The sequence below is a fragment of the Bacillus canaveralius genome (assembly GCF_002860125.1).
In the GTDB taxonomy this organism is placed as follows: domain Bacteria; phylum Bacillota; class Bacilli; order Bacillales; family Cytobacillaceae; genus Bacillus_BJ; species Bacillus_BJ canaveralius.
The window spans coordinates 83,427-108,582 of sequence record NZ_PGVA01000026.1 but is presented as its reverse complement, the minus strand read 5'-3'; the positions used below and the strand labels follow the sequence as shown (position 1 = coordinate 108,582).

The window sequence follows — 25,156 nt, the reverse complement described above, 5'->3', positions numbered from 1 at the left end:
AGAGGTAATTGACTATGAAAGGCATTGCATTTAATACATGGGTCTATAGCAGTTTCCCATCCTGGGTACCATCTTATCCGCTTGAAGAAGTCATCAAACGATTGTCTTCCTTTGGCTATGATGCGATTGAAATTGGCTGTGCGGCTCCCCATGCGTGGCCGGACTATTTATCGCCTGAAAGAAGACAGGAAATTTTAAGGCTATTAAAAGAAAACAATTTAAAGGTTTCTTCCATGCTTCCTGCACCGGGCGGCGGACCAGGCATGAACCCTAGCTCACCTTCAAAAGAAGAAAGAGAGTTTACGATCAAGCATTATAAAGAAGTAGTACGCCTTGCCCATGAATGGGAATGCCCAACTGTGATGTGGATTGCCGGCTGGGTTGTCTTTGGAACCACTCAACAGGATGCCTGGAATTACAGCCTGGAAGGATTGATTGAAGTAGGGAATTATGCAAAGGAACTTGGTGTGACTATGGTAGTAGAGCCAACCCCTACGGATAGCAATCTTATTGAAACAGCTGACGACGCATTGCTTCTAGCTGAGCAAACAGGCCTGGATAATGTCAAAGTGATGTTTGATACTTTCCATGCTTTATATCGGAATGAAGTCCCTAGTGATTATGTATATCGCATGGCTGATAAACTCCACCATGTCCATATTTCAGACAATGATCGCCTTCCTCCAGGCCAGGGAAGATGTGACTTTGACGCAGTATTAAGAGCGTTGAAGGAAATTAATTATGACGGATATCTATCCATGGAAGTTGGTTTCCATTCCAGACAATCTGAACCGGATTGGTATGCCAAAACTTCGATTCAATTCCTGAAAAACAAAGTAAATGAAATTTTTTAAGAGCTGAAAAATGGGGCCAGTGCCATTTGTTCCTTCTGGCCCCTAACATGCTTCTGAGATTTCCACCATACGACCATAACTCTTTGATTACCCTCTTAGTCAACTAAAGAAATCAGCACAGGATATATAACACATTTATGATCATACATTGGTCGAAAAAATTTTGAACTCATCCACAGAAACCTGCTTAGAACCGGTCATTTAATTGGTTGTTAAAAAGAAAAATATAATGGATTACTTTAAGGAGGTGATCTGTAAAAACATAAAAATTTTAGTTGACTCTAAAAAATGGACGAGGTGAAATCATGAAATTTAGTTACCAAACGAATACTTGGGGAGGCGTTGTCGGCCACCCTGCTGGCGTTACTTCAGTAAAGGATCTCTATTATCTTGCGAATGGATCAACAGAGGAAGCATTGAGGGATATTTCTGAAACTGGATACAAAGGCTTTGAAATTTTTGATGGAAACCTTATGCAATACAAAGGGAAAGAACAGGAGTTCAAAGAGTTCATATCAAGCCGTTCATTGGAATTTATCGGAGTCTATACAGGCGGGAATTTTATTTTTGACGATATCTTAGAAGAAGAGCTATCAAAAATAGAAAGCGTGTCAGCACTGGCAGCAGAATTGGGAGCAGAGCACCTGGTTATTGGCGGCGGAGCAGTCCGAACCAGCGGCATCTCGGAAAGCGATTACATAAAATTGGGGGATGCACTAAATAGAGCTGCCAAAATAGCTGAAAAGTATAAACTGATCCCAAGTTACCATCCTCATCTTGGAACTTGTGTAGAAACGCCCGAGCAATTGGATAAGTTAATGCCTTTAACATCCATCAATCTCTGCCCGGATACCGCCCATATTGAAGCGGGTGGGGGAGACCCGGTCGAGGTTATAAAGAAATACGCAGATAGAATTAAATATGTTCACTTTAAAGATTACGCAGAAGGACAATTTTTGCCTTTGGGAAAAGGACATCAAAAGTTTGCCGAAATGCTCAAGATTCTCGAGGATGTTCGATATGATGGCTGGATTACCGTTGAATTGGACAGCTATCCAAATCCGAAAGAAGGAGCGGAAATCAGCAGGCAATTTCTTTCACAAGACTACCTTTAAGAACTGTGTAAAAACTGACGGACAAAAGGGGGAAAATGTATGAAAAAAATTTTTTTATTTCTTTTAATGATATTGCTGATCAGCAGTATTGCACTTGTCGGCTGCAGCCAGGGCAACACAGAGACTGCCGGTGGTTCAGAGGATTTAACACCAGAGGAAGCAGCAGACAGTTCGGGTCCAATCACAATCAATCAGGACATTCCCGATCGGGAAATCTTGAGTAAAGGTCCTGATGGAGAATCGGCAATATCAGCTAAAACCTTGCAGCTTACTGAAGAAGAGGTTGAAGAGATTAAAGCAGGAGACTATACGGCAGCAATCGTCATGCACTATGCGGGTAATGACTGGGCTACCGCTCAAATAGCCGGTTTGGAAGCCACCTTTAAAAGAATGGGCATAGAAGTGGTAGCGGTAACAGATGCACAATTTAAGGCAGAAAAACAAGTGTCCGATATAGAAACAGTCCTTGCCAAGTCACCAGACATTATCGTCGGAATTCCTGTTGACCCAGTTTCCACAGCAGGAGCATTCAAAAAAGCTGCAGATGCAGGGGTAAAAGTAGTATTTATGGATAATAAGCCGGAAGGGCTGACAGCTGGCGAGGATTATGTAAGCGTTGTCTCAGCCGATAACTATGGAAACGGGATTGCTGCGGCAGATATTATGGCTGAAGCTCTCGGGGAAAAAGGAGAAATCGGCGTTATATATCATGACGCAGATTACTTTGTAACAAGACAGCGTACTGAGGCATTTGAAGCAACTATCCAGGAAAAATATCCGAATATCAAGATTGTTGAGCGAGGCGGAATTACCGGGCCTAATGATGGAGAGAAAGTGGCTTCCGGAATGCTGACCAAAAATTCTGACTTGGATGGTATGTTTGTAGTTTGGGATGTTCCGGCAGAGGGTGCATTGGCAGCAGCCCGTAATTCAGGAAACAATGACCTGGTCATCACAACGATTGATTTAGGTACAACAGTTGCTTTAGACATTGCTTCCGGTGGCAGCATTAAAGGACTTGGAGCTCAGCTCCCATATGATCAGGGAATCTCTGAAGCTATCCTTGCCGGCTACGGATTGCTTGAAAAAGAAGCCCCTGCTTATGTAGCTGTGCCGGCTCTCAAAGTAACACAGGAAAATGTTTTGGAATCATGGAAGCTTGTTTATCATAAGGACGCACCGGATACGATTCAAGATGCAGCCAAGTAATTAAACTATCATTCTAGGAGGTATATAGTTTGAAAGAACCCAGAAATATGTCATAAGTAAAAAGTGCGCATAACAAAATAAGCCTACTGCAAAAGTGGGCTTGGGAAAAAATGTATTAAAGTAAAAATATCAATCGTGTATACGCTTATCGGGGATCTGGTAACCTAAGTTTTCCAGATATCTTATAGCCATTTCCTCCGTGATCTGAGGTGCATAAGTAGGTGTTGGTTTGGAGTCCGTATTGTATAACTCATCATTAAATGGCTCATTTTTATCAAGCATATGGTAAATACAAATGAGTAGCTTATGGGCAATCGCAATAATCGCTTTTTTGTGACCTCGACGTTTCTTAATTTGATCATAACGGATTTTGAAGTAAGGACACTCTTTACTTTTAATGACAGCATTTGCACATTGGACCAACAAAGGCTTGATGCAAACGCCAGCTCGCGAAACACGGACCGATTTTTTCTTTCCGGCACTTTCATTGTTTTGCGGTGTAAGCCCCGCCCAGGAACATAGATGTTTATCGGAAAGAAACACAGACATATCCATGCCGATTTCACCAAGAATAGCAATAGCCGTAAAGATATCTTTAATACCTGGTAAGGATAAAATCAATTCGATTTGCGGCAAGTAGGGCTGAACTAATTTTAAAACAACGGATTCAATATCGGCGATGTGCTTCTCAATGCTGTCAATATGGTCAAGGCACACGCGCATCTTATCGGCTTGTGGCTTGGTCAAATTCCCATGAATGGATTTTACAATGGTGTCTGTTTTTTTTTCATCCTTCCGTGTAGCATCGATGAAACATCGAAATCCGTATCATCAGGGTGATCAAGAATATGATGAATAATTCGCATAGAACTTACACCGAAAGTATCCGAAACGACACTGGAAATCATAATGTTGGAAACGGTAAGAGAGTTTTGAACACGGTTTTTCTCGCTCGACTTAAAGTTGATGAGTTCAAACCGGTACCGCATTAAATCTCGAATTTGACGAATGGGCAGAGGTGGTATAAAACTGCCGGGAACCAAGCCGTGTTTGTGTAGGTCGCAAAGCCAAATCGAATCTTTTTTCTCGGTTTTCTTGCCGCGAATACCCTTCACATATTTTGGGTTAGCAACGACAACCTCACAGTCGTGCTCCAAAATATTAAACACAGGGTGCCAATACTTGCCTGTAGACTCCATACAGACATGTTTGCAAGATTGGGATTTCAGCCAATCTAGAAGATGGTGCAAATCCTCCGTAAAAGTTGAAAATCGCTTCGTTTGGTACTCGGTAACCCCCGACTGGTTCGTCGTACCTACCGTTGCAATAACAAACTTTTTGTGGACATCAATTCCACAGCAAATAGGGTAAACAATTTTGAGCATAAACACATCCCCACTAAAATTTATAGTGGATAAAGCAGACATTGACTGTTTGCCACATAATAAACGGGAATTGTTTATACAAGGATTAGTTTACGTGCTCGATGGCACACTTATTTGTACTTGAAAATGGCAAACGGCACATCTTATTATGCGGGCAGTATGAAACTGCACCACTCACCTCCCCGTGCTCTGTAGTGTATCTGCTTATCCAAATACATTATAGCAACCATTAGCAGGGTTAGAGAGTACTTTCATTAAATTTTTGTGCCTTGAGCACAGCGAAAGGAATGAAACTTATTATGAAAAAGTTGAACATTGGTATGATTGGCGGAGGATTCATGGGAAAGGCGCATGCCCTTGCGTATGCAGGGATGCCGATGTTCTTTTGGCCGTCACCAGTTATTCCGCACCGCCACACAGTAGTGGATGTAACGGAAGAATTGGCAAAGGAAGCGGCTGCCAAATACGGCTTTGATCACTACGCAACCGACTGGAGACAGGTAGTGAACGATCCCGACATTGACATTATTGATATCGTCACTCCCAACAATACCCATGCTGAGATTGCAATTGCTGCAGCAAAGGCTGGGAAACATGTAATATCTGAAAAACCTTTGGCACTCGGTGCAGAAGAAGCAAAAACTATGCTGGATGCTGTGACAGCAGCAGGCGTCAAGCACATGGTTGCATTTAATTACAGAAGGACACCGGCCGTTGCCCTAGCCAAAAAGTATTTGGAGGAAGGAAAGATTGGCAAGGTCCTCAATTTCCGGGGTACTTACCTCCAGGATTGGTCCGCAGATCCAAATTCACCTCTATCGTGGCGTTTTCAGAAAAAAATCGCCGGTTCCGGGGCGTTAGGGGATATCGGAACTCACGTAGTAGATATTGCACGATATCTTGTAGGTGAGATCACCGATGTAAATGCTGTTACGAAAACATGGATTCCAGAAAGACCTGTTCAGACTGGAGGAGTCGATAAATTGGGTACTGTTAAAAGCGCCAGTGATGTTCCAAAAGCGGCAGTAGATGTAGATGATGAATTTGTTTCTCTGCTAAAATTTGAGGGTGGGGCTGTTGGCAGCATCGAAGCTACACGAAATGCCTGGGGCAGAAACAATTTCCTGACATTCGAAATTCATGGGGAAAAGGGTTCCCTGTACTTTAATTATGAACGCCGGGATGAATTGCAAGTTTGTTTTGCTGATGACCCAGGTGACTCGAAAGGTTTCAGAACCGTATACACCGGACCGGCTCACCCATATGGTGAAGGGCTGTGGCCAATTCCTGCATTGGGAATCGGCTATGGAGAAACGAAAATCATAGAAACGTATGACTTCTTTAAGTCGATTGTCGAAAATACTGAGGTGTCGCCTAACTTCAACGATGGTTACCGTGTAGAACTCGTTGCTGATGCCATTCTTGAATCTGCAGAGAAAGGTGTTTGGGTGAATATTGAAAAGACTGTTGCAAACATAACCTAGCCACACAAACCATCAAAAACTATTTAAAGGATGAGTGCTATTTATAAATCTCATCCTTTTTTCTACTAATTACCCGATTGAAATTGTATAAAACGCAATATGACTTTTGATTAAAAGAGTAAAATTAAGGTATTAACAAATAATTTTACCATTTAAAAAATATTTTTATTTCCTCCATATATAGACCATATAGAAAAAGGGAGAGATTTATGTACGGGATTGAAAATGGGATCTTTAGAGGTAGCTTTAATGCGTTCAGGATATTGGCTTGCAGCTCAATGAATACGCGAAATCTAATTCCAATTAAACTTATAGGGAGTTATTGATTTTCGTATTTCCATTGCCTGGCGAACAAATGAGGTCTCAGAAACAATCGATGAAATGATGCAGGACATCACGATACAGTTATAGATACGGATCATCTTCTGGATAAAAAGTAAACTCGAACTATTCAAATGATCTTCGTAAAATATGATGGTCTTTTTTATTGAAGACGTATGGTCAACATACAAAGGTCCCTCGTTGAAATCATGTCTTCAGTTACCGATTCCTGCTTTATGAACGCGGAGATGGGTATGTACATCAATTATACTGCTTTATATAATAAGGATTAGCGGATAATACATTTGCTACCGGGTGGATAAGCAAAATAAGAATTTAATTGTCACTAAAAGAAATAGAATTTAGCCTATAGATATTAAAATTGTTTCAATCGAGGGTGTGTCCAGAAAGTCAATAAAGATGACTTTCTGGACACACCCTCTTCTGTTTAACAGACCTGATTTTTCAAATATACCATGATAGATGAACTCGTAACCTTTTTGACAGTGTTTTAACAAATCCACCAAAACAATTTGAATTTTCTATATTTTTAAGTTGTTAATGTGCTATTATAATATATAACTATTTTGTATTGTTTCGATAATAAAACGTTATGTAATAGGAAAGGAGAGTTTAAGTGAGGGAAATTTATATTGTTGATGCTGTGCGGACGCCGATCGGAAAATATAAAGGAGCCTTAAAAAGCGTCAGGCCGGATGATCTTGGGGCAATTGTGATAAAAGCTTTGACCGCCAGGCATCCGGACATAAATCCGGGCGACATTGAAGAAGTTGTCTTTGGGAATGCCAATCAGGCCGGGGAGGATAACCGTAATGTTGCAAAAATGTCAGCCTTATTGGCAGGCCTTCCGGTAGAAGTGGCTGGAACTACGATTAACCGCTTGTGCGGTTCCGGTTTGGATGCTGTCAATTATGCTGCCAGGGCGATTATTACAGGGGAGGGTGACATCTATGTAGCCGGCGGGACAGAAAGCATGACAAGAGCCCCATATGTATCTGCAAAGCCGGAAAATGATTTTCCGCGCGGCAATATCGAGTTGTTTGATACGACGATTGGCTGGCGCTTTATTAATCAGCAGCTTCAAAGCATGTACGGTTCTGAGAGCATGCCGGAAACGGCTGAAAATGTCGCAAAGCAATACGGGATTTCCCGGCAAGAACAGGATCAATTTGCCTTGGAAAGTCAGTTGCGAACACAATCAGCTATCAAGTCCGGCCGGTTTAATGATGAGTTGATCCCGGTTGTTTCTGTCGACCGAAAAGGGAGGCAGATAAAGGTTAGCGAAGATGAACACCCACGCCCCGGAATGACAATCGAAGCTCTGGCAAAATTAAAACCGTTATTCCCTGGAGGAACTGTGACAGCCGGAAATGCGTCCGGTGTCAATGATGGTGCTTCTGCTTTATTATTGATGGCTGCCGAGCGGGCAAAAGCCCAAGGAATAAGACCGCTTGCGAAATATATTGCTTCGGCTGTGGCGGGCGTCCACCCGTCAGTCATGGGCATTGGACCTGTTGCCGCAGTCAGAAAAGCATTGCAAAGAGCAGGATTATCTATCCATGATATCGGGCTGGTCGAATTGAATGAAGCGTTCGCCTCCCAGTCGCTGGCCTGTATTAGCGAACTGCAGCTGGATCCGCGAATTGTCAATGTAAACGGCGGAGCGATATCACTTGGACACCCCCTTGGCGCAAGCGGGGCAAGGATCATGACAACACTCCTTTATGAAATGAAAAAGCGCAACATTAAGTATGGCCTGGCAACGATGTGTGTCGGCGTTGGCCAGGGGATTGCCACCATTGTCGAAAATCTTGACGGGAATGAATGATGATAATCGGAATTTAGTTTCTGAAATCCAGAATTGCGCTATCCAGTCATTCGAAAAAATAAAATATTTTGAAAATAATCACGAATCTTGTAGAATGACAATATGACGGAATTTTACCGATATAGAAGCATGATGAAATGAGGATGAACAGACATTGAATACAAGATCAATGATTTTTACCTTATATGGAGATTACATATCCCACTATGGAAGTAAAATTTGGACCGGAAGCCTGATCCGTTTGTTGCATGAATTTGGCCATAATGATCAATCTGTCAGGGCGGCGATTTCACGAATGAACAAGCAAGGCTGGGTTCAGGCCGAAAAAATCGGCAATAAAAGCTACTATTCATTAACACCCCGCGGTGAAAAGCGGATCGAAGAGGCTGCTAAGCGGATTTTTAAATTAAAGCCGGAAAAGTGGGACGGGAAATGGCGCATCCTGATGTACACGATCCCGGAAGAAATCAGGGCCGTTAGGGATGAACTAAGAAAAGAGTTGGTGTGGAGTGGTTTCGGGACAATTTCCAATAGCTGCTGGATTTCCGCCAACAATCTTGAAAAACAAGTGTACGATCTGATTGAGAAGTACGGCATTGAACCGTATGTCGACTTTTTTGTAGCGGAATATGACGGCCCCCACGAAAACGTCAAATTAGTCGAAAAAAGCTGGGACCTGCAGGAAATTAATGACCGCTACCAGGAGTTTATTAGCGAATACAGCCAAAAGTATATTATTGATAAAAATAAAATTTCCAAAGGGCAAATGTCTGATGCCGAATGCTTTGTTGAAAGAACGAAGCTCGTGCACGAATACCGGAAATTTTTGTTCTTTGACCCGGGACTGCCTGAGGAGTTGTTGCCGGAAAGGTGGCTCGGCAACCATGCAGCTGCATTATTCAGCGATTATTATAAGGAACTGGCCGAACCTGCATCATGCTTTTTTGAAACGGTTTTTAAGGAAGGGAACGAACTAAAGAACCGCCATGAAGATTATGATGTCCTTGATCATCCTTTTATTATTGATTAATGAGCAAGACCGGACAATCAGACAAAGGAGTTTTTCATGTGAATCAATTAACTTCACTCCTGAACATTAAATATCCAATCATTCAGGGCGGCATGGGCAATATCAGCAATGCGCCGTTGACGGCGGCCGTATCTGAAGCAGGCGGTCTAGGCACAATCGGTGCCGGCACGATGGAGCCGGGTGAGCTCGAAAAGATTATCATCGACACGAAGAATAGAACGACAAAGCCTTTTGCGGTCAATATTGCTCTTTCCGTATCCCAGCATGTAAAGGAAATCGGCGCGCTCCTTATCAAGCACGGAGTATATGCGGTATCTTTATCCGCAGGAAATCCGACTCCGTTCATTCCAAAATTTCATGAGTATGGGATCAAAGTGGTTTCTGTCGTTGCGTCTGTCCAGCATGCCAGGAAAGCGGAAGGGGCTGGTGCAGATATACTTGTAGCAGAAGGCTATGAGGCCGCCGGCATTAACTCAAATCTTGAGACGACGACGCTGACGCTAATTCCACAAATCGTTGCCAATGTCCAAATTCCTGTTGTTGCTGCTGGTGGGATTGGCGACGGCAATGGTCTTGCGGCGATGCTTGCGCTTGGAGCAAGCGGGGTGCAAATGGGAACAAGGTTGATTGCCACAAAGGAAGCCCCTTTTCATGACAATTATAAGCAAAAGCTCCTGCAAGCTGCGGATCATGACACGCTCATTGTCGGCCGGACTTTCGGGAAAATCAGAAGGGTCATGGACACAGAATATGCCCGCAAACTTTTGATTGAAGAAAAGAAGGGCATTACGGTTCAACAATTCAATATGCTCACATCTGAAGAATTTCATAAAATCGGGGCACTTGAGGGCAAGGAAGCAAACGGTTTTATGAATGGCGGGCAAATTTCTGGTCTAATTAACGATATCCCGACTGTCTCGGAGTTGTTAGAAAGAATGGTAAGTGAGGCCCGAACAGCTATAAAAAGGGCAAGGCAACTCGTTTAATATAAAATTTATGGTCAGCCAAGCTTATTGGCTGTTTTTTTTTTAGAAAAAGTTTTTTAATTATATTTAATTTTCGGAATATTATTGACTTATAAAGAAAAATAATGATAATATAACGTTGTATTCACGGTACCTATAGTTAATATCATATTAAATTGAAAACAATTACATATTTTTGGTAACCGGCTTACTTCTTTTATCAGGTTAGCCGGATAAAAATATTTTTATTAACAAGGGGGATTAAAATGAAAAAATCGGCACAAATTTTCTCATTACTATTTACAGGGGTGCTTTTACTAGCAGGTTGCGGCAATGAAACAGCAAAGGAGCCTGCTGCTGGGGGAGAAAAAGAAACGTATAAAATTGGTTTAACCCAGTATGCACCACATCCATCGTTGGATGCAGCGACCGAAGGTTTTAAGAAGGCGCTTGAAGATGAAGGCTTTAAAGAAGGAGAAAATGTTGAATTTGATTTCCAGAATGCACAGGGTGACCCGAATAATCCACAAACGATTGCCAACAACTTTGTCGGGGATGGTGTTGATTTGATTTTTGCCAACGCAACCCCGAGTGCTGTCAGCGCGCTTAATGCAACAAAGGATATCCCGATTTTATTTACGTCTGTTACGGATCCTGTTGGCGCCGGGCTTGTTGAAGCGTTTGATAAACCGGGAGAAAATATTACGGGCACAACCGATAATCATCCTGATGCAACGAAGCAAACGATTGATTTCATTACAAAAGAAGTAGGCGCCAAGAAAATAGGCGTCATCTATAATTCCGGCGAACAAAATTCCGAAGTCCAGGTCACACAAGTGAAAGAGTTGGCTGAAAAGAACGATGCGGAGGTAGTCGAAGCATCCGTTTCCAATTCGGCTGAAGTAAAGCAAGCTGCCGAGTCATTGGTGGGACGTGTCGATGCGATTTATATTCCTACCGACAATACAGTTGTTTCTGCCCTCGAGTCCGTAATTACTGTCGCAAACAATGAAAAGATTCCTCTTTTCGTTGGTGAATTGGATTCGATGAAGCGTGGCGCCATCGCAGCGAGCGGCTTTGAATACTATGATATTGGTTACCAAACCGGGCTGATGGCAGCACAGATTTTAAAAGGTGACAAAAAGCCTTCAGAGATTCCAGTTGAGCTGCCTGATAGTTTGAAGCTTGTGATTAATAAGGAAGTTGCTGAAGCACAAGGACTTGAATTGAAACCGGAATGGGAAGAGATTGCAGAGTTTTATGAAGGTGAATAAGGAGAGGATGGTTTTCATTGTTTACAGCAATTTTTGGAGCGTTTGAATCGGGGATCATTTATGCGATTATGGCTTTAGGTGTTTATTTATCCTTTCGAATTCTTGACTTTCCTGATTTGACGGTGGATGGCAGCTTTGTAACCGGTGCAGCAGTTGCTGCAACGATGATTGTCGCAGGCGTAAATCCGTTGATGGCCACATTTATCGCCCTGCTTGCCGGATTTGCGGCTGGCTGCCTGACAGGAATTCTTCATACGTTCGGGAAGATCAATGCCCTGCTGTCCGGTATTTTAATGATGATCGCCTTATATTCAATCAATCTGAGGATTATGGGTAAATCAAATATTCCGCTCTTAAATACGGAAACGGCGCTGACAAATGTCAGTGAGTCGTCCGCCGAAATCGGTCTTGATGGTTTTATTAACGGGATTTTGACTGCAGTCGGGCTCGGAGGCAGCTTACCGCGAACATGGGGAATTTTATTGTTCATGCTGATCGTTACTCTTGCTTTTAAGCTTTTCACAGACTGGTTTTTAAAAACGGAGATCGGCCTGGCTTTAAGAGCTACCGGTGATAATAAAAGGATGATCCGCAGTTTATCTGCCAACACGAATGCAATGGTTATTATCGGCCTTGGCCTGTCCAATGCGATGGTTGCTTTTTCGGGAGCGCTAATCGCCCAGCAGGGAGGATACGCAGACGTTGGCATGGGAATTGGCATCATCATTATCGGGCTAGCTTCTGTCATTATCGGTGAGGCGATATTTGGAACAAAAACAATTGCGAGAACAACACTCGCTGTCATTGGCGGAGCAATTATTTATCGAATTGTGGTTACCCTGGCGTTGAGAGTCGAGTTTCTTGAAGCGGGCGACATGAAGCTGATCACCGCAGCGATTGTCATTTTGGCATTGATCACTCCGAAAGTAATGGAAGGCTACCGTGATCGGAAAAGAAAAAAACGAAGACATGCAGAACGAGTCGAACTGCTTAATGTAGGTGCTGAAAGGAAGGGTGAGGCGAATGCTGCGCTTAAATCAGATTAACCAGGTATTCAATGAAGGCACCCCCGATGAAAAAATCGCTCTGAACAATTTGAACCTGCATCTTAACAAAGGCGATTTTGTCACGGTCATCGGCAGCAATGGCGCAGGAAAGTCGACTTTAATGAATATCATTTCCGGCGTTCTTCTCCCCGATCTTGGCGAGGTTCATATTGACGGGGAGAATGTCACGTCGATTCCGGAATATCAGCGCGCTAAATTAATCGGCAGGGTCTTTCAGGATCCAATGGCAGGAACAGCTCCAAGCATGACGATTGAAGAGAATCTGGCAATGGCTTATGCACGCAATAAATCAAGAACATTAAAGCGGGGCGTGACGAGAAAAAGGAAAGAGTACTTTCGTGAAGTTCTCGAATCCCTGCATCTCGGCCTCGAAAACAGGTTAAATGCAAAGGTGGGTATGCTTTCCGGCGGGGAACGACAAGCTTTATCGTTGCTAATGGCAACTTTTACCGATCCTGCGATCCTACTTTTGGATGAGCATACAGCCGCCCTTGATCCGTCACGGGCTGAATTGATTACGAATTTGACAAAAGAAATTGTGGAGAGATACGGATTGACGACATTAATGGTGACCCACAACATGCAGCAGGCTCTCGATTTAGGGAACCGGCTAATCATGATGGATAATGGTGAGATCATCCTTGAGGTCGATGAAAGCGACAAGAAAAAGCTCACAATTGAAAGCCTGCTGCTCGAATTCCAGAGAATCAAAGGTTCAAAAATGGCCAATGACAGAGCTCTGCTCACATAAAAGAAAAGAAAAAGGATTGATTAGCGGTTGCTCCTAATTTAATCCTTTTTCTTTTCTTATGCTTTAGATAAAGTAAATAAAAATCAGATTTTAATAAATATTTATAATTAATTGACTATTAAACATACGCAATGTTATTATATCGTTAAATATACGTCATACATATTTAATGAGTAATAGTTATCTGTTTTAGAGAAAAAGCGAGGGGGAATGGGATGAAGCCCGGTTTAAGAATCGGAGACGGGGTGACGATAAAGGTTGTTGTTACTCCGGAGATGTATGCCCGTTTTGCTGGGGAAATTGTGCATCGCACTTATTCGACTGTGACGATGATTTACCATATGGAGTGGGCTTCAAGACAAATTATTCTGCCCTTTCTTGAAGAAGATGAAGAAGGCATGGGATCGGAGGTCAAAGCAAAGCATCTTGCCCCGAGTCCGGCAGGGTCACAGCTTACCATCACCGCAGAGGTGATTGGATTGAAAAATAATAAAGTGATCACAAAAGTATCAGCCCGAAACGAAAAGGAGCTGATCGGGATCGGAGAAGTAACCCAGGTTATTTTATCAAAAGATAGAATAAGAGAGTTAGTTGAAGACATTGAGCAAGCCTGAGCCCACAACTGGAGGGTTATTATTTTCTATAAAAATGAAAGCGTTATCATTTATGCTTAGGAGGAACACAGATGGATATCTTTGAACAAATTCGCGAGCACGAGCAGGTTGTATTTTGCAATGATGAAGTGACCGGATTGCGTGCGATCATTGCTATACACAGCACAAGACTCGGGCCGGCGCTCGGCGGCTGCCGGATGTTTCCTTATCGGACTGTCGATGATGCATTGGAGGATGTTCTGCGTCTGTCAAAAGGAATGACGTATAAATGTGCTGCCGCTGATGTTGATTTTGGCGGCGGTAAAGCAGTGATTATCGGTGATCCACAAACGGATAAAAGCCCGGAACTTTTCAGGGCGTTTGGCCAGTTTGTTGAGTCCCTCAATGGGCGATTTTATACAGGAACGGACATGGGAACAAGCCCGGAGGACTTTATTCACGCTTTAAAAGAAACGAACTGTATTGTGGGTGCCGATGAAGTGTACGGCGGGAGCGGCGACTCGTCGGTACCGACGGCACAGGGAGTCATCTACGGGCTGCAGGCAACCAATCATGCGGTGTGGGGAACTGAAGATTTATCAGGAAAAAGCTATGCAATCCAGGGTCTTGGCAAGGTGGGGCTAAAGGTGGCGGACCGTCTCCTGGAGGAAGGGTGCGACTTATTTGTTGCTGACATTAACGAAAATGCGATTGCGAAATTGATCTTAAAGGCAAAATCGCTTGGCACTGCCTTAAAAGTGATCAAGAGTGATGAAATTTATGCGGCGGATGCCGATGTCTTTGTTCCATGTGCAATGGGCGGGATTGTCAATGATCAAACCATTGAGGTCATGAAGGTTAAAGCAGTCGTTGGCTCGGCGAATAACCAGCTTCTCGAGCTCCATCACGGGCAGATGCTTCAAGAAAAAGGGATCTTATACGCTCCCGATTATATCGTAAATGCAGGCGGCCTCATCCAGGTTGCGGATGAGCTCTATACTCCGAATAAAGAGCGCGTGCTCCGAAAAACGAAAGCAATCTATAATTCTCTTTTAAATATTTACAAGCATTCCACAGAAACAGGCATTACGACCGTAGAAGCGGCCAACCATTTCTGTGAACAGCGAATTGAAGCGAGAACACGACGAAATAGCTTTTTCTCCCACATGAAACGTCCTAAGTGGGCTGTCAGGACGTAATTTTTTTCGCTATTAAACAATATTACTAAAGTATTAATCTTAAATATAATCACGGCGAGGGTGTGAAGGATGGAAAACCAATTCCCGATTTTTGAAGTGATTGATCAAGACGGAAATGTAGTTTCAGCCGAATACAAGGAATTGCTGACAAAGGAGCTTGCCTGCGATTTTTTGCAGAACATGATTCGGCTCAGGACGTTTGACCGGAAAGCCGTCAGTTTACAGCGGCAGGGACGAATCGGCACATATGCACCATTTGAAGGGCAGGAAGCAGCCCAGGTTGGCAGTGTCCATGCGCTGAATGAAGAGGACTGGCTTTTCCCGACCTATCGGGACCATGGGGCCACAATGACATTTGGACACTCTTTAAAAAGCATTTTGTTGTTCTGGAATGGCCGGAATGAAGGCTGTATTCCTCCAAAGGGAAAGAAAATTTTCCCGCCTGCGATTCCGATTGCCACCCAGCTTCCCCATGCCGCCGGAGCTGCATTGGCGGAAAAACTGAAGGGAACGAAAAATGCAGCAATCGTTTATTTTGGCGATGGAGCCACTTCTGAAGGCGATTTTCACGAAGGCCTCAACTTTGCCAGCGTTTGTAAAGCACCAGTTGTCTTTTTTAATCAAAACAACCAGTATGCGATTTCGGTTCCGCTTGACAAGCAAATGAATACGAAGACGATTGCCCAAAAAGTGCTTGCCTATGATATCCCGGGAGTCAGGATTAATGGCAACGATGTGTTCGCGGCCTATTTTCAGACTTTAAAAGCACTGCAGAGGGCAAGAAATGGCGATGGTCCAACTCTGATCGAAGCAGTAACGTGGCGGTACGGCCCCCACACAACTGCAGACGATCCTTCCAAATACCGTAACCAGCAGGAGAGTCAGGAAAGAAGAAGTTATGACGACCCAATTCTGCGTCTTGAATGCTGGATGAAAAACGAAGGATTTTATGATACGGATTTTGTCAAAAAGGCTGAGGAGGAAGCTGCCCGGGAAGTCGACCAGGCAGTGAAAGAAATGGAGGCTTTTCCTCCTGCAAATCCTGCCGATATTTTCGACCACGTTTTTGCTGTGCCGACATGGACGCTGCAAGAGCAAAAAGATGACTATCTCAAGCTTCTCGGAGGTATACCAACATGACAACGGCAATAAAAACAAACATGCTGACGATGGTTCAAGCGATCACGGATGGCCTTGATATCATGCTGAAGGAAAGAGAGGAAGTCATTCTTCTCGGTGAAGATATCGGAAAGAACGGCGGGGTTTTCCGCGCTACTGATGGGCTCCAGGAAAAATACGGGGAAGAGAGGGTCATGGATACACCACTAAGTGAAGCCGGATTTGTCGGGGCGGCGATCGGGATGGCAGTGAATGGGTTCATGCCGGTCATCGAAATTCAATTTCTTGGTTTTATTTATCCGGCCTATGAGCAAATTATGACCCATGCGACCAGGCTGCGAATGCGGACAATGGGGCATTTTACCGTGCCGATCGTGATCAGGGCCCCATATGGAGCAGGAGTTAGAGCCCCTGAAATTCATTGTGACAGCACAGAGGCCTTGTTTACGCATATGCCAGGCATCAAAGTTGTCTGCCCATCCAATCCATACGATGCGAAAGGTCTGCTTATTGCCGCAATCGAGGATCCGGATCCAGTCTTGTTTTTAGAACCGATGCGAAGCTACCGCTCGGTGCGCGAAGAAGTCCCTGAAGGTAAATACAGGGTTGAAATTGGGAAAGGAAAAAAGCTCAGGGAAGGCGCGGATGTGACTGTCATTGCCTGGGGCGCAATGGTTCCGGTTGCAATGAAGGCGGCGAAAGAAATGGAAGGAAAAGGAGTCGGATGTGATGTCATCGACTTGCGGAGCCTTTATCCGCTCGATAAAGAAATCATTGCCGAGTCTGTCCAAAACACAGGCCGGACGGTAATCGTTCATGAAGCACATGCGACGAGCGGGGTTGGGAATGATATCATCTCGATCATTAACGATACGTCTTTCCTCTATCAAAAAGCACCGGCAGAGCGGGTCACCGGTTTCGATGCTCCTGTTCCTTACTTCGGCTTTGAAGACCACTATTTGCCGACCCCACAGCGCATTATCAAGGCGATCGAAAAAGTAATCAAGTTTTAGGAGGGGAAACGATGGTCGAAGTAAAGCTGCATGATATCGGCGAAGGGATGACAGAAGCGGAAATCAACTTCCTGTTCGTGAAGCCGGGCGATACGGTCAAAGAAGACGAGGCACTGGCAGAGGTGCAAACCGATAAAATGACCGCTGAAATCCCGGCTCCAAGCGCGGGGGTTGTCAAGGAATTGCTCGTACAACAAGGTCAGACGGTCAAAGTCGGCTCCACCTTGTTTATTTTAGAAACTGCAGCACTTCCAGACGCGAAAAAGCAGCAACCAGTTGCTGCTGCGCCCAAGCTTTCGAAACGAATTTTGGCCGCCCCTTATACGAGGAAAATCGCGCGTGAACAAGGAGTATCGATTGAGGATGTTACCGGTTCGGGGCCGGGCGGAAGAATAACCGATGAGGATGTAATCCGGCATGCAAAGCTAAAAGCACATCCGCACAAAGAAGAAGCGAATCTTACATTTGATAGCCACACCTCAGACAGGCCGCAAGCCATACCTGCAAAATCGATTCCATTCCGCGGCAGACGAAAACAAATTGCCAAAAAAATGGTCCAATCTATCTATACCATTCCGCATTGCACCCATTTTGAAGAAATCGATGTAACTGAACTGATCAAATTTCGCGAGGAATTAAAAACCACCAGGCAATATATTTCGGCGACGTCATTTTTTATCAAAGCTTTATCGCTGGCATTAAAGGATTTTCCGATCTTTAACGCCGTTTTAAATGAAGAGACAGAAATGATCGACATCAAAACGGATCATCATATCGGCTTGGCGATTGATGCAGAAGATGGCTTGATTGTCCCAGTGATCCGCGATGTCAAAAACAAAACGATTCGCACGATTCATGACGAGGTAAAAGAACTAACAGAGAAGGCACTTAAAAATGAACTGAAGATAAGCGAAATAACGGGCGGAAGTTTTACCGTCAGCAATGTCGGGCCTCTTGGCGGCAGCTTGGGTGCGACCCCGATCATTCAGCACCCCGAAGTAGCGTTAGTTTCTTTTCATAAAACGAAGAAAATGCCGGTTGTCATCGGTGACGATGAAATTGCGATTCGATCGATCATGAATATTTCGATGTCATTTGACCATCGTGTCGCAGATGGTGCAACAGCCGTCCGCTTTACAAATCGATTAGCCGAGCTGATCGAAAATCCGAAAATGCTTGTGTTGGAGATGGTCTAATGGTAGTTGGCGAACTTGTTCAAGAATGTGATGTGATCGTCATCGGCGGCGGACCGGGCGGATATAATGCGGCGATTCGGGCAGCGCAGCTCGGCAGGTCTGTTGTGATCATTGAAAAGGAAAAGCTTGGCGGTGTCTGTCTCCACAGTGGCTGTATCCCGTCAAAGGTGCTGGCTGCGGCAGCCGCACAACTGCATATGATTGGCAATTCGGCCTTGTTTGGAATCCGTACCGGAGAGACTGAATTCGATTTGGCCGAGCTTACCAATCATAAAAATAAAGTAGTCAACCAGCTTCATGCCGGGGTTGCGGCGCTCTGTAAAGACAACAAAATTGAGATTGTACACGGCTCCGCTTATTTTTTGCCAGGAGACAGAATCGCCGTCGAAAATGGCGACCATTATGAGGTTTTTCAATATAGAAACGCGATCATTGCAACAGGCAGCACTCCAGTCATTCCTGAAGTGATTCCATATGACGGGGAACGGATTTTTACGGGAAGAAGCATCACGTCAATCCAAATCGTCCCTGAAAAACTGCTGGTTTACGGCAGCGATTATATCGCGCTTGAAACCGCAGTCAGCTTTAAACAATTTGGCGCTGATGTCACAATTATTCTCGAAGAGCGTAAACATGATTTTTCTTTTGATGCGTCAATTAATCGCGAATTAAAACGGATTTTGAAAAAGAACGGCATAAAAGTGATCAAAGATGTCGCTCTGCAAAACGTGACTGTTGAAAATGCGAAAGTGAAAATCATTTTGCAAACAGAAAAGGAAACTTTGGATTTGCAAGGATCGCATTTGTGCATTTCTTTAGCGTCAAAGCCTAATCTTGAAGAACTGGGGCTTGATAGAATAGGAGTGGAGATGGAGGGGGACGGCTATGTGAATATTGATGAACAATGCCGAACGTCGAAAAGCAATGTTTTTGCGATTGGTGATGTTACCGCAGGGCCGGCACTTGCGGTCAAAGCGATTAAGCAAGGAAAAACGGCGGCGGAAACGATTGCCGGCCAAGCTGCAGAGATTGATTTAAACCTGCTGCCGATGATTGTTCATACGATTCCGCCGATCGCGGCTGCCGGTTTGACTGAAGCGGATGCGATAACAGAAGGGTATGAGATTGTAACAAGTCAATTTCCGCTCGCAGCAAATGGGTATGCGGTGATTCACGATCAGCGCGCCGGCTTTGTAAAAGTAATTTTTGATAAAAAAAACGATATTCTACTAGGCGTTCATATATTTGGTTTTGGAGCAGTTGAGTTGATTTCAGCAGGAACGATTGCCATGGAGATGGCGGCAAGGGATGAAGACTTGATATTCCCGCACTATCCGCATCCGAGCGTCAATGAAGCCCTGTTGGAGGCAGTTGAAGCCATAAAAGGGAATGCAATTCATTTAGCACCTCCACAGCGGAAAGACAAGGTGAAAAGCTAGTTGATCTTTACTGCATAGAAGCATTATAGCTTTACATGACGCTCTTGAAAAAAAGATAGAGAATACTTTACTATTAATTCTGAATATTAATAACTTTTAACAGGAGGTTTTGATATGCAAGAAAATACATTGAAATCGCAAGCAGTGATCGAAGACTTTTTCCCGGTAAAAGAGGTTGACTATCTTGAGATCTATTCAGGCAATGCCAAGCAGGCCAGCCATTACTTCTGTACAGCATTCGGCTTTAAGCCTGTTGCTTATTCAGGACTTGAGACTGGAAACCGCGAAACGGTATCATATGTGCTTCAGCAGCGAAAAATCAGGCTTGTTATCACAGGTGCATTGACAGAAAACAGCCGGATTGCCTCCTTTGTAAAAAAGCATGGCGATGGTGTAAAGGATATTGCGCTTACGGTCGATAATGTTGAAAAGGCCTACAGCGAGGCGGTCTCACGCGGGGCGATCGAAATCACTCCTCCATATGAACTTAAAGATGAAGACGGGATTGTTAAAAAAGCCGTGATCGGTACATATGGCGATACAATTCACACGCTTGTTGAACGTAATGACTATCACGGTGTGTTTATGCCCGGCTATGAGCGATATGAAACGAAAACTCCGTTTGAGGATGCGGGTTTCATCGGGATTGACCATGTTGTCGGAAATGTCGAGCGAATGGAAGAGTGGGTTAGCTATTATGCCAATGTGATGGGCTTTAAGGAAATGACGCATTTTACCGATAAGGACATCAGTACGGAATACTCGGCACTTATGTCAAAAGTGATGCACAACGGCGGCCGCATTAAGTTTCCGATTAATGAGCCGGCAGAAGGAAAAAGAAAATCGCAAATTCAAGAGTACCTCGAGTTTTATAATGGGCCGGGCGTCCAGCACCTGGCGATTTTAACAGAGGACATCGTCGAGACCGTCCGCGTTCTCCGCAACAATGGTGTGGAATTCCTGTCAACCCCAGACTCCTATTATGAGATGTTGACAGAACGAGTCGGAAAAATAGATGAGGAGATTGATAAGCTCAGAGAGTTTAACATTCTCGTCGATCGCGATGATGAAGGCTACTTGCTGCAGATCTTTACAAAACCGATCGTCGACAGACCGACATTATTTATCGAAATTATCCAGCGAAAAGGAGCCCGCGGTTTTGGCGAAGGCAACTTTAAGGCATTGTTTGAATCGATTGAACGCGAGCAGGCAAAACGCGGAAATTTATAAAAATAATAGCGGGGGAAAGAAATCCCCCTTTTTTTAAAGAGGTGCACTTATGAACAAAGTAAAAATCCGCCCGCAAATTGAAAGCATTGCCCCTTATATGCTTGGTAAATCGGAAAAAGAAGTGATTGAACAGTATCGGCTAAGCAGATTAAGAAAAATGGCGGATAATGAAAACGTATACGGCTGCTCAGCCGCTGTGCCTGCCGCGATAACGACTGGCTTGCAGACGCTCAATTATTATCCAGACGGCATGGTGGCTACACTGACTGGCAAACTTGCAAGCCTCTACAGCATTTCCACAAACAATATCGTGGTTGGAAATGGATCTGAAGAGATGATTCGCCTGTTAACAAGAGCTTACATAAATAATGGTGATGAAGCCGTCATGGCTGATCTGACGTTCCCGAGGTATTTTACAAATGTAGCGATCGAAGGGGGCAGACCCGTTCAAGTTCCCCTGTTGGATGGTGTCCATGATTTACAAGCGATGATAAAGGCTTGCACGGAACGTACCAAGATGGTATTCATATGCAATCCAAACAACCCAACCGGCACGATTGTAAAAAAAGATGAATTGCTTGATTTTATCGAAAACATCCCGGCACATATACTGATTGTCTTGGATGAAGCGTATTATGAATATGTTTCAGAACAGGAATTTTTAGAGACTGTTCCGCTTCTCGATGTTTTTCCGAATTTAGTTATTTTAAGGACATTTTCAAAAATTTACGGGCTTGCTGCACTCAGGGTCGGCTACGGCTTGATGGATTCCGGGACCGCAGCTCAGCTGAAAAAGGTCAAGGATGTTTTTAATGTGAATGGGCTTGCCCAGATAGCTGCTTGTGCTGCTTTGGAAGATCAAGCTTTTATCAGCGACAGCAAAGAAAAAAATCGGATCGAGCGCGACTTTGTTCGCACTGAGCTTGAAAAGTCAGGATTTTTAACCTACCCGTCAGAGACAAATTTCTTGTTTTTTTATAGAAGCGTACGCGGCGCAAATGTCGCCATGACGCTACTGGAAAATGGCATCAGCGTCCGGCCTGTTCACGTTGGGGGGAACGTTGAGGCTTTCAGAATGACGATTGGAACCCGGGAAGATAATCAACATGTTTTGAGTATCATATCAGGACTGGGGGCGGGCTGACATGGAGTTAATGCCCGGAAATCTCGACTGGAAGGAAGCGTATAAGCTGCTGATCGGTTCAATCTTGCCGCGGCCAATTGCTTTTGTCTCAACGGTAAGTGAAGAAGGAATCGCCAATTTGGCGCCGTTCAGTTTTTTCACCGCAATCAGTGCCGAGCCGATGCTGATATGCTTTTCGCCGATGAGGCGTGGCACGGATGGAGAGAAAAAGGATACACTCGTAAATATTGAAGAAACGAAGCAGTTCGTGATCAATATTGTCAGTGAAGAAATGGCCGTGCAAATGAATGATTGCGCGACAGAATTCTCTTCCGAAGTCGACGAATTCATTGCAGCCAAACTGACAAAGGAAGCGAGCTTTTCAGTCAGGCCGCCCCGCGTCAAAGAAAGTAAAGTTCATATGGAATGCCGGCTCCATCAATTGCTTCATTTTGGAGAGCTGCCAGGAGCCGGCAGCCTTGTCATTGGAGAAGTGATCCACGTCGGCGTAGCTGACGAACTTTATGAAAAAGGGCGGATTCGCACAGATAAGCTAAACCCAATCGGTCGAATGGCCGGCAATATTTATACGAAGCCACTTGCAGAGACGTTTGAACTGATCCGGAAAAGGGAGTAGGTGACATGAATGAAATTTGTGACCTTTAAAAAGAAAGATGGTGCAGTCGGGGCAGGGTGGCTGCAGGGAGAAGATCTGGTTGTCGATATGCATGAGGTTTCCAATGGTGTGCTTCCAAATAATATGCTGGATTTCATTCAGGACCATTCCCTTTTCATGGACCATGTACGTTCCCTTCCAAGCTTCACAAAAACCGATTGGGGAACATACCCACTCGGCGAAGTTGCACTAAAAGCGCCTCTGCCGAATCCACGCAGCGTTCGCGATTTCTATGCTTTTGAAGACCATGTAAAAAATGCAAGGCACAACCGCGGTCTTGAGATGATTCCTGAGTGGTACGAGATTCCCGTGTTTTACTTTTCCAACCATCTTGCCGTTATCGGCCCGGATGAGCCGGTCCATAAGCCTGCGAAATGCCAATGGCTCGATTATGAGCTTGAAATCGCCTGTGTGATTGGGACAGGCGGAAAAAATATTAAGCCTGAGGAAGCAGAGGAACATATTTTTGGCTACTGCATCATGAACGATTGGAGCGCCCGGGATCTGCAGCGCCAGGAAATGAAAGTTGGACTTGGACCTGCGAAAGGAAAGGATTTCGCGACCTCACTTGGGCCTTATATCGTGACCAGGGATGAATTGGAACCATATAGACTGGCAAAAAACTATAACCTCAAGATGAAAGCGACCGTCAACGGCAGGGAATTGTCAAAAGGGAATATGAAGGAACTTTATTTTTCTTTTCCCGAACTGATTCATAGGGCATCTGACAGTGTGGCACTGTATGCAGGAGAGGTGATTGGTTCCGGGACGGTTGGAAGCGGCTGCCTGCTTGAGCTCGGCCAAGAGGTCCACCGCTGGCTTGAGCCCGGAGATGAGGTAGCCCTCGAAATAACGGGGCTCGGCGTATTAAGAAATATAATTGCGGATCAGGGGGAGATGGATGACAATGTATTACCGTAAAATGGGTACAATTCCGGCAAAGCGGCACACCATTTTTAAAAAAGAAGATGGCTCGCTCTTCAGGGAGCAGGTGATGGGCACAAAAGGGTTTTCCGGAACCCAATCGACTCTGTATCACCACTACATGCCAACCGAAGTGGCAAAGTCAGAGCTGGCCGGCAAGTATTTGCCTGAATACGAAGAGGATCATCCTTTAAGCCATCGTCATTTTTATACAGATAAATTGGAAGAAAGCAGTGACGCATTAACGGGTCGACACTATTTATTGGGAAACGACGATTTGTTGATTGGCGCCATCAACGTCTCAAAGCCGATGGAAAGCTTTTATCGAAATGGTGATGGCGATGAAATGCTTTATATTCATTATGGTTCCGGTAAATTGGAGACGATGTTTGGAACGATTACTTATCGCCCGGGGGATTATGTCGTGATTCCGATTGGAACGATATACCGGCTGGTTCCGGACGCAGGCCAGGAAACAAAAATTTTATTGGTCGAGTCATTCAGCGAAATTACGACGCCGCGACGGTACCGCAATGAATATGGACAACTGCTTGAACACAGTCCGTTTTGCGAGCGGGATATCCGCGGTCCGGAAGTGCTCGAAACGCATGATGACCGTGGCGAGTATCAAGTTATGACAAAATCGCGCGGCTATCTTCATGCCCATCTGCTCTACCATCATCCGCTTGATGTAGTCGGCTGGGACGGATACTTATACCCGTGGGCTTTTAACATCAGCGATTTTGAGCCGATAACCGGCCGGATCCATCAGCCGCCGCCCGTTCACCAAACATTTGAAGGTGATAATTTTGTCGTCTGCTCATTTGTCCCGCGGCTTTACGATTACCATCCTGAAGCGATACCGGCTCCTTATTATCACAGCAATGTAAATAGCGATGAGCTTCTTTATTACGTCGCCGGCAATTTCATGAGCAGAAAAGGGATCAAGGAAGGATCGATTACCCTACATCCAAGCGGAATACCGCACGGACCCCATCCAGGAAAAACGGAAGCAAGCATCGGCAAAAAGGAGACGCTTGAACTCGCCGTGATGATTGATACGTTTAAGCCATTGAAGGTTGTAAAAAAGGCGACCGCGATTGAAGATGAAAATTATATGTTTTCGTGGATTCAGGAATAAACATCGATAGCAATCTTTAGAATAGGTATGTGTATGTATCGAAGCATATTAAAAAAGCAAAATCCCGGAGCGCGGTCCGGGATTTTGCTTTTCGCGGATATATGAAATTTTCCGCGGATATATCAAGATTTTCGCGGATATATCATTTTTGCGGATATATCAAGATTTTCGCGGATATATCAACCATTTTCGCGGATAT

General features: G+C 44.5%; 23 protein-coding genes. 21 read left to right on the top strand and 2 right to left on the bottom strand.

Annotated elements, in window-relative coordinates:
- Window positions 1-14: 14 nt before the first annotated feature.
- The 3 genes from CU635_RS11870 to CU635_RS11860 all read left to right on the top strand — a co-directional run bounded on the left by CU635_RS11870 (window position 15) and on the right by CU635_RS11860 (window position 3,178).
- A complete protein-coding gene (locus CU635_RS11870; protein WP_101577584.1) occupies window positions 15-854 on the top strand; it encodes a sugar phosphate isomerase/epimerase family protein in 840 nt (279 codons plus the stop codon).
- Between the two features lie 305 nt (window positions 855-1,159).
- A complete protein-coding gene (locus CU635_RS11865; RefSeq protein ID WP_101577583.1) occupies window positions 1,160-1,969 on the top strand; it encodes a sugar phosphate isomerase/epimerase family protein in 810 nt (269 codons plus the stop codon).
- 39 nt (window positions 1,970-2,008) lie between these two features.
- A complete protein-coding gene (locus CU635_RS11860; protein ID WP_101577582.1) occupies window positions 2,009-3,178 on the top strand; it encodes a substrate-binding domain-containing protein in 1,170 nt (389 codons plus the stop codon).
- A 129-nt stretch (window positions 3,179-3,307) separates the two neighbouring features.
- Here CU635_RS11860 and CU635_RS23815 read toward each other — a convergent pair whose 3' ends face one another.
- Both CU635_RS23815 and CU635_RS23810 read right to left on the bottom strand, forming a co-directional pair.
- The gene (locus tag CU635_RS23815) at window positions 3,308-3,925 is read right to left on the bottom strand and encodes a transposase (RefSeq protein WP_245917439.1); all 618 of its coding nucleotides are present in this window, start codon (window positions 3,923-3,925) and stop codon (window positions 3,308-3,310) included.
- Window positions 3,926-3,942: 17 nt separating this feature from the next.
- The gene (locus CU635_RS23810) at window positions 3,943-4,563 is read right to left on the bottom strand and encodes an IS110 family transposase (protein WP_245917437.1); all 621 of its coding nucleotides are present in this window, start codon (window positions 4,561-4,563) and stop codon (window positions 3,943-3,945) included.
- Window positions 4,564-4,862: 299 nt separating this feature from the next.
- Here CU635_RS23810 and CU635_RS11850 point away from each other — a divergent pair, with 299 nt between their 5' ends.
- The 18 genes from CU635_RS11850 (at window position 4,863) to CU635_RS11760 (ending at window position 24,957) form a co-directional block, all read left to right on the top strand.
- Window positions 4,863-6,047 carry a levoglucosan dehydrogenase gene (locus CU635_RS11850; RefSeq protein WP_101577629.1) on the top strand — a complete coding sequence of 395 codons (1,185 nt, stop codon included), beginning with the start codon at window positions 4,863-4,865 and terminating at the stop codon, window positions 6,045-6,047.
- A gap of 958 nt (window positions 6,048-7,005) precedes the next feature.
- Window positions 7,006-8,217 (top strand): acetyl-CoA C-acyltransferase, encoded by a 1,212-nt coding sequence (locus CU635_RS11840; protein ID WP_101577581.1) that lies wholly within the window; start codon window positions 7,006-7,008, stop codon window positions 8,215-8,217.
- A 154-nt stretch (window positions 8,218-8,371) separates the two neighbouring features.
- Complete coding sequence (paaX, locus tag CU635_RS11835; RefSeq protein WP_101577580.1) at window positions 8,372-9,247, top strand: phenylacetic acid degradation operon negative regulatory protein PaaX; 876 nt, start codon at window positions 8,372-8,374, stop codon at window positions 9,245-9,247.
- A gap of 38 nt (window positions 9,248-9,285) precedes the next feature.
- Complete coding sequence (locus CU635_RS11830) at window positions 9,286-10,233, top strand: NAD(P)H-dependent flavin oxidoreductase (RefSeq protein ID WP_101577579.1); 948 nt, start codon at window positions 9,286-9,288, stop codon at window positions 10,231-10,233.
- A 245-nt stretch (window positions 10,234-10,478) separates the two neighbouring features.
- Window positions 10,479-11,486 (top strand): ABC transporter substrate-binding protein, encoded by a 1,008-nt coding sequence (locus tag CU635_RS11825; RefSeq protein ID WP_101577578.1) that lies wholly within the window; start codon window positions 10,479-10,481, stop codon window positions 11,484-11,486.
- Window positions 11,487-11,503: 17 nt separating this feature from the next.
- A complete protein-coding gene (locus CU635_RS11820) occupies window positions 11,504-12,532 on the top strand; it encodes an ABC transporter permease (protein ID WP_101577577.1) in 1,029 nt (342 codons plus the stop codon).
- The gene (locus CU635_RS11815) at window positions 12,510-13,304 is read left to right on the top strand and encodes an ABC transporter ATP-binding protein (RefSeq protein ID WP_101577576.1); all 795 of its coding nucleotides are present in this window, start codon (window positions 12,510-12,512) and stop codon (window positions 13,302-13,304) included. The genes CU635_RS11820 and CU635_RS11815 overlap by 23 nt, the downstream gene beginning before the upstream one ends.
- 215 nt (window positions 13,305-13,519) lie before the next feature.
- Window positions 13,520-13,918 carry a thioesterase family protein gene (locus CU635_RS11810; protein ID WP_101577575.1) on the top strand — a complete coding sequence of 133 codons (399 nt, stop codon included), beginning with the start codon at window positions 13,520-13,522 and terminating at the stop codon, window positions 13,916-13,918.
- 71 nt (window positions 13,919-13,989) lie between these two features.
- The gene (locus CU635_RS11805; protein ID WP_101577574.1) at window positions 13,990-15,096 is read left to right on the top strand and encodes a Leu/Phe/Val dehydrogenase; all 1,107 of its coding nucleotides are present in this window, start codon (window positions 13,990-13,992) and stop codon (window positions 15,094-15,096) included.
- Between the two features lie 69 nt (window positions 15,097-15,165).
- Window positions 15,166-16,236: a pyruvate dehydrogenase (acetyl-transferring) E1 component subunit alpha gene (gene pdhA / locus CU635_RS11800; RefSeq protein WP_101577573.1), complete on the top strand. Its 1,071-nt coding sequence runs from the start codon at window positions 15,166-15,168 to the stop codon at window positions 16,234-16,236.
- A complete protein-coding gene (locus tag CU635_RS11795; protein ID WP_101577572.1) occupies window positions 16,233-17,228 on the top strand; it encodes an alpha-ketoacid dehydrogenase subunit beta in 996 nt (331 codons plus the stop codon). The genes pdhA and CU635_RS11795 overlap by 4 nt, the downstream gene beginning before the upstream one ends.
- An 11-nt stretch (window positions 17,229-17,239) precedes the next feature.
- On the top strand, window positions 17,240-18,424 hold the full coding sequence (locus CU635_RS11790) for a dihydrolipoamide acetyltransferase family protein (RefSeq protein ID WP_101577571.1): 1,185 nt from the start codon (window positions 17,240-17,242) through the stop codon (window positions 18,422-18,424).
- Entirely contained in the window at window positions 18,424-19,863 is a 1,440-nt protein-coding gene (gene lpdA, locus CU635_RS11785; RefSeq protein WP_101577570.1) for a dihydrolipoyl dehydrogenase, read from the top strand. Before CU635_RS11790 ends, lpdA begins: the two co-directional genes overlap by 1 nt.
- A 114-nt stretch (window positions 19,864-19,977) precedes the next feature.
- Window positions 19,978-21,093, top strand: a complete 1,116-nt coding sequence (hppD, locus tag CU635_RS11780; protein WP_101577569.1) for a 4-hydroxyphenylpyruvate dioxygenase — start codon at window positions 19,978-19,980, stop codon at window positions 21,091-21,093.
- 49 nt (window positions 21,094-21,142) lie between these two features.
- A complete protein-coding gene (gene hisC / locus CU635_RS11775) occupies window positions 21,143-22,237 on the top strand; it encodes a histidinol-phosphate transaminase (RefSeq protein WP_101577568.1) in 1,095 nt (364 codons plus the stop codon).
- Between the two features lies 1 nt (window position 22,238).
- Window positions 22,239-22,853, top strand: a complete 615-nt coding sequence (locus CU635_RS11770; protein WP_101577567.1) for a flavin reductase family protein — start codon at window positions 22,239-22,241, stop codon at window positions 22,851-22,853.
- Between the two features lie 9 nt (window positions 22,854-22,862).
- Window positions 22,863-23,813, top strand: a complete 951-nt coding sequence (locus tag CU635_RS11765) for a fumarylacetoacetate hydrolase family protein (RefSeq protein WP_101577566.1) — start codon at window positions 22,863-22,865, stop codon at window positions 23,811-23,813.
- On the top strand, window positions 23,794-24,957 hold the full coding sequence (locus CU635_RS11760) for a homogentisate 1,2-dioxygenase (RefSeq protein WP_180956547.1): 1,164 nt from the start codon (window positions 23,794-23,796) through the stop codon (window positions 24,955-24,957). The genes CU635_RS11765 and CU635_RS11760 overlap by 20 nt, the downstream gene beginning before the upstream one ends.
- Window positions 24,958-25,156 lie beyond the last annotated feature (199 nt).

What these genes read in the sequence shown, in the direction of transcription:
- CU635_RS11870 (WP_101577584.1), top strand. Translation starts at nt 15, where the DNA reads ATGAAAGGCATTGCATTTAATACATGGGTCTATAGCAGTTTCCCATCC.
- CU635_RS11770 (WP_101577567.1), top strand. Translation starts at nt 22,239, where the DNA reads ATGGAGTTAATGCCCGGAAATCTCGACTGGAAGGAAGCGTATAAGCTG.
- hisC (WP_101577568.1), top strand. Translation starts at nt 21,143, where the DNA reads ATGAACAAAGTAAAAATCCGCCCGCAAATTGAAAGCATTGCCCCTTAT.
- pdhA (WP_101577573.1), top strand. Translation starts at nt 15,166, where the DNA reads ATGGAAAACCAATTCCCGATTTTTGAAGTGATTGATCAAGACGGAAAT.
- hppD (WP_101577569.1), top strand. Translation starts at nt 19,978, where the DNA reads ATGCAAGAAAATACATTGAAATCGCAAGCAGTGATCGAAGACTTTTTC.
- CU635_RS11790 (WP_101577571.1), top strand. Translation starts at nt 17,240, where the DNA reads ATGGTCGAAGTAAAGCTGCATGATATCGGCGAAGGGATGACAGAAGCG.
- CU635_RS11760 (WP_180956547.1), top strand. Translation starts at nt 23,794, where the DNA reads ATGACAATGTATTACCGTAAAATGGGTACAATTCCGGCAAAGCGGCAC.
- CU635_RS11810 (WP_101577575.1), top strand. Translation starts at nt 13,520, where the DNA reads ATGAAGCCCGGTTTAAGAATCGGAGACGGGGTGACGATAAAGGTTGTT.
- CU635_RS23810 (WP_245917437.1), bottom strand. Translation starts at nt 4,563, where the DNA reads ATGCTCAAAATTGTTTACCCTATTTGCTGTGGAATTGATGTCCACAAA.
- CU635_RS11805 (WP_101577574.1), top strand. Translation starts at nt 13,990, where the DNA reads ATGGATATCTTTGAACAAATTCGCGAGCACGAGCAGGTTGTATTTTGC.
- CU635_RS11815 (WP_101577576.1), top strand. Translation starts at nt 12,510, where the DNA reads ATGCTGCGCTTAAATCAGATTAACCAGGTATTCAATGAAGGCACCCCC.
- lpdA (WP_101577570.1), top strand. Translation starts at nt 18,424, where the DNA reads ATGGTAGTTGGCGAACTTGTTCAAGAATGTGATGTGATCGTCATCGGC.
- CU635_RS11850 (WP_101577629.1), top strand. Translation starts at nt 4,863, where the DNA reads ATGAAAAAGTTGAACATTGGTATGATTGGCGGAGGATTCATGGGAAAG.
- CU635_RS11865 (WP_101577583.1), top strand. Translation starts at nt 1,160, where the DNA reads ATGAAATTTAGTTACCAAACGAATACTTGGGGAGGCGTTGTCGGCCAC.
- CU635_RS11765 (WP_101577566.1), top strand. Translation starts at nt 22,863, where the DNA reads ATGAAATTTGTGACCTTTAAAAAGAAAGATGGTGCAGTCGGGGCAGGG.
- CU635_RS11860 (WP_101577582.1), top strand. Translation starts at nt 2,009, where the DNA reads ATGAAAAAAATTTTTTTATTTCTTTTAATGATATTGCTGATCAGCAGT.
- CU635_RS11795 (WP_101577572.1), top strand. Translation starts at nt 16,233, where the DNA reads ATGACAACGGCAATAAAAACAAACATGCTGACGATGGTTCAAGCGATC.
- CU635_RS11825 (WP_101577578.1), top strand. Translation starts at nt 10,479, where the DNA reads ATGAAAAAATCGGCACAAATTTTCTCATTACTATTTACAGGGGTGCTT.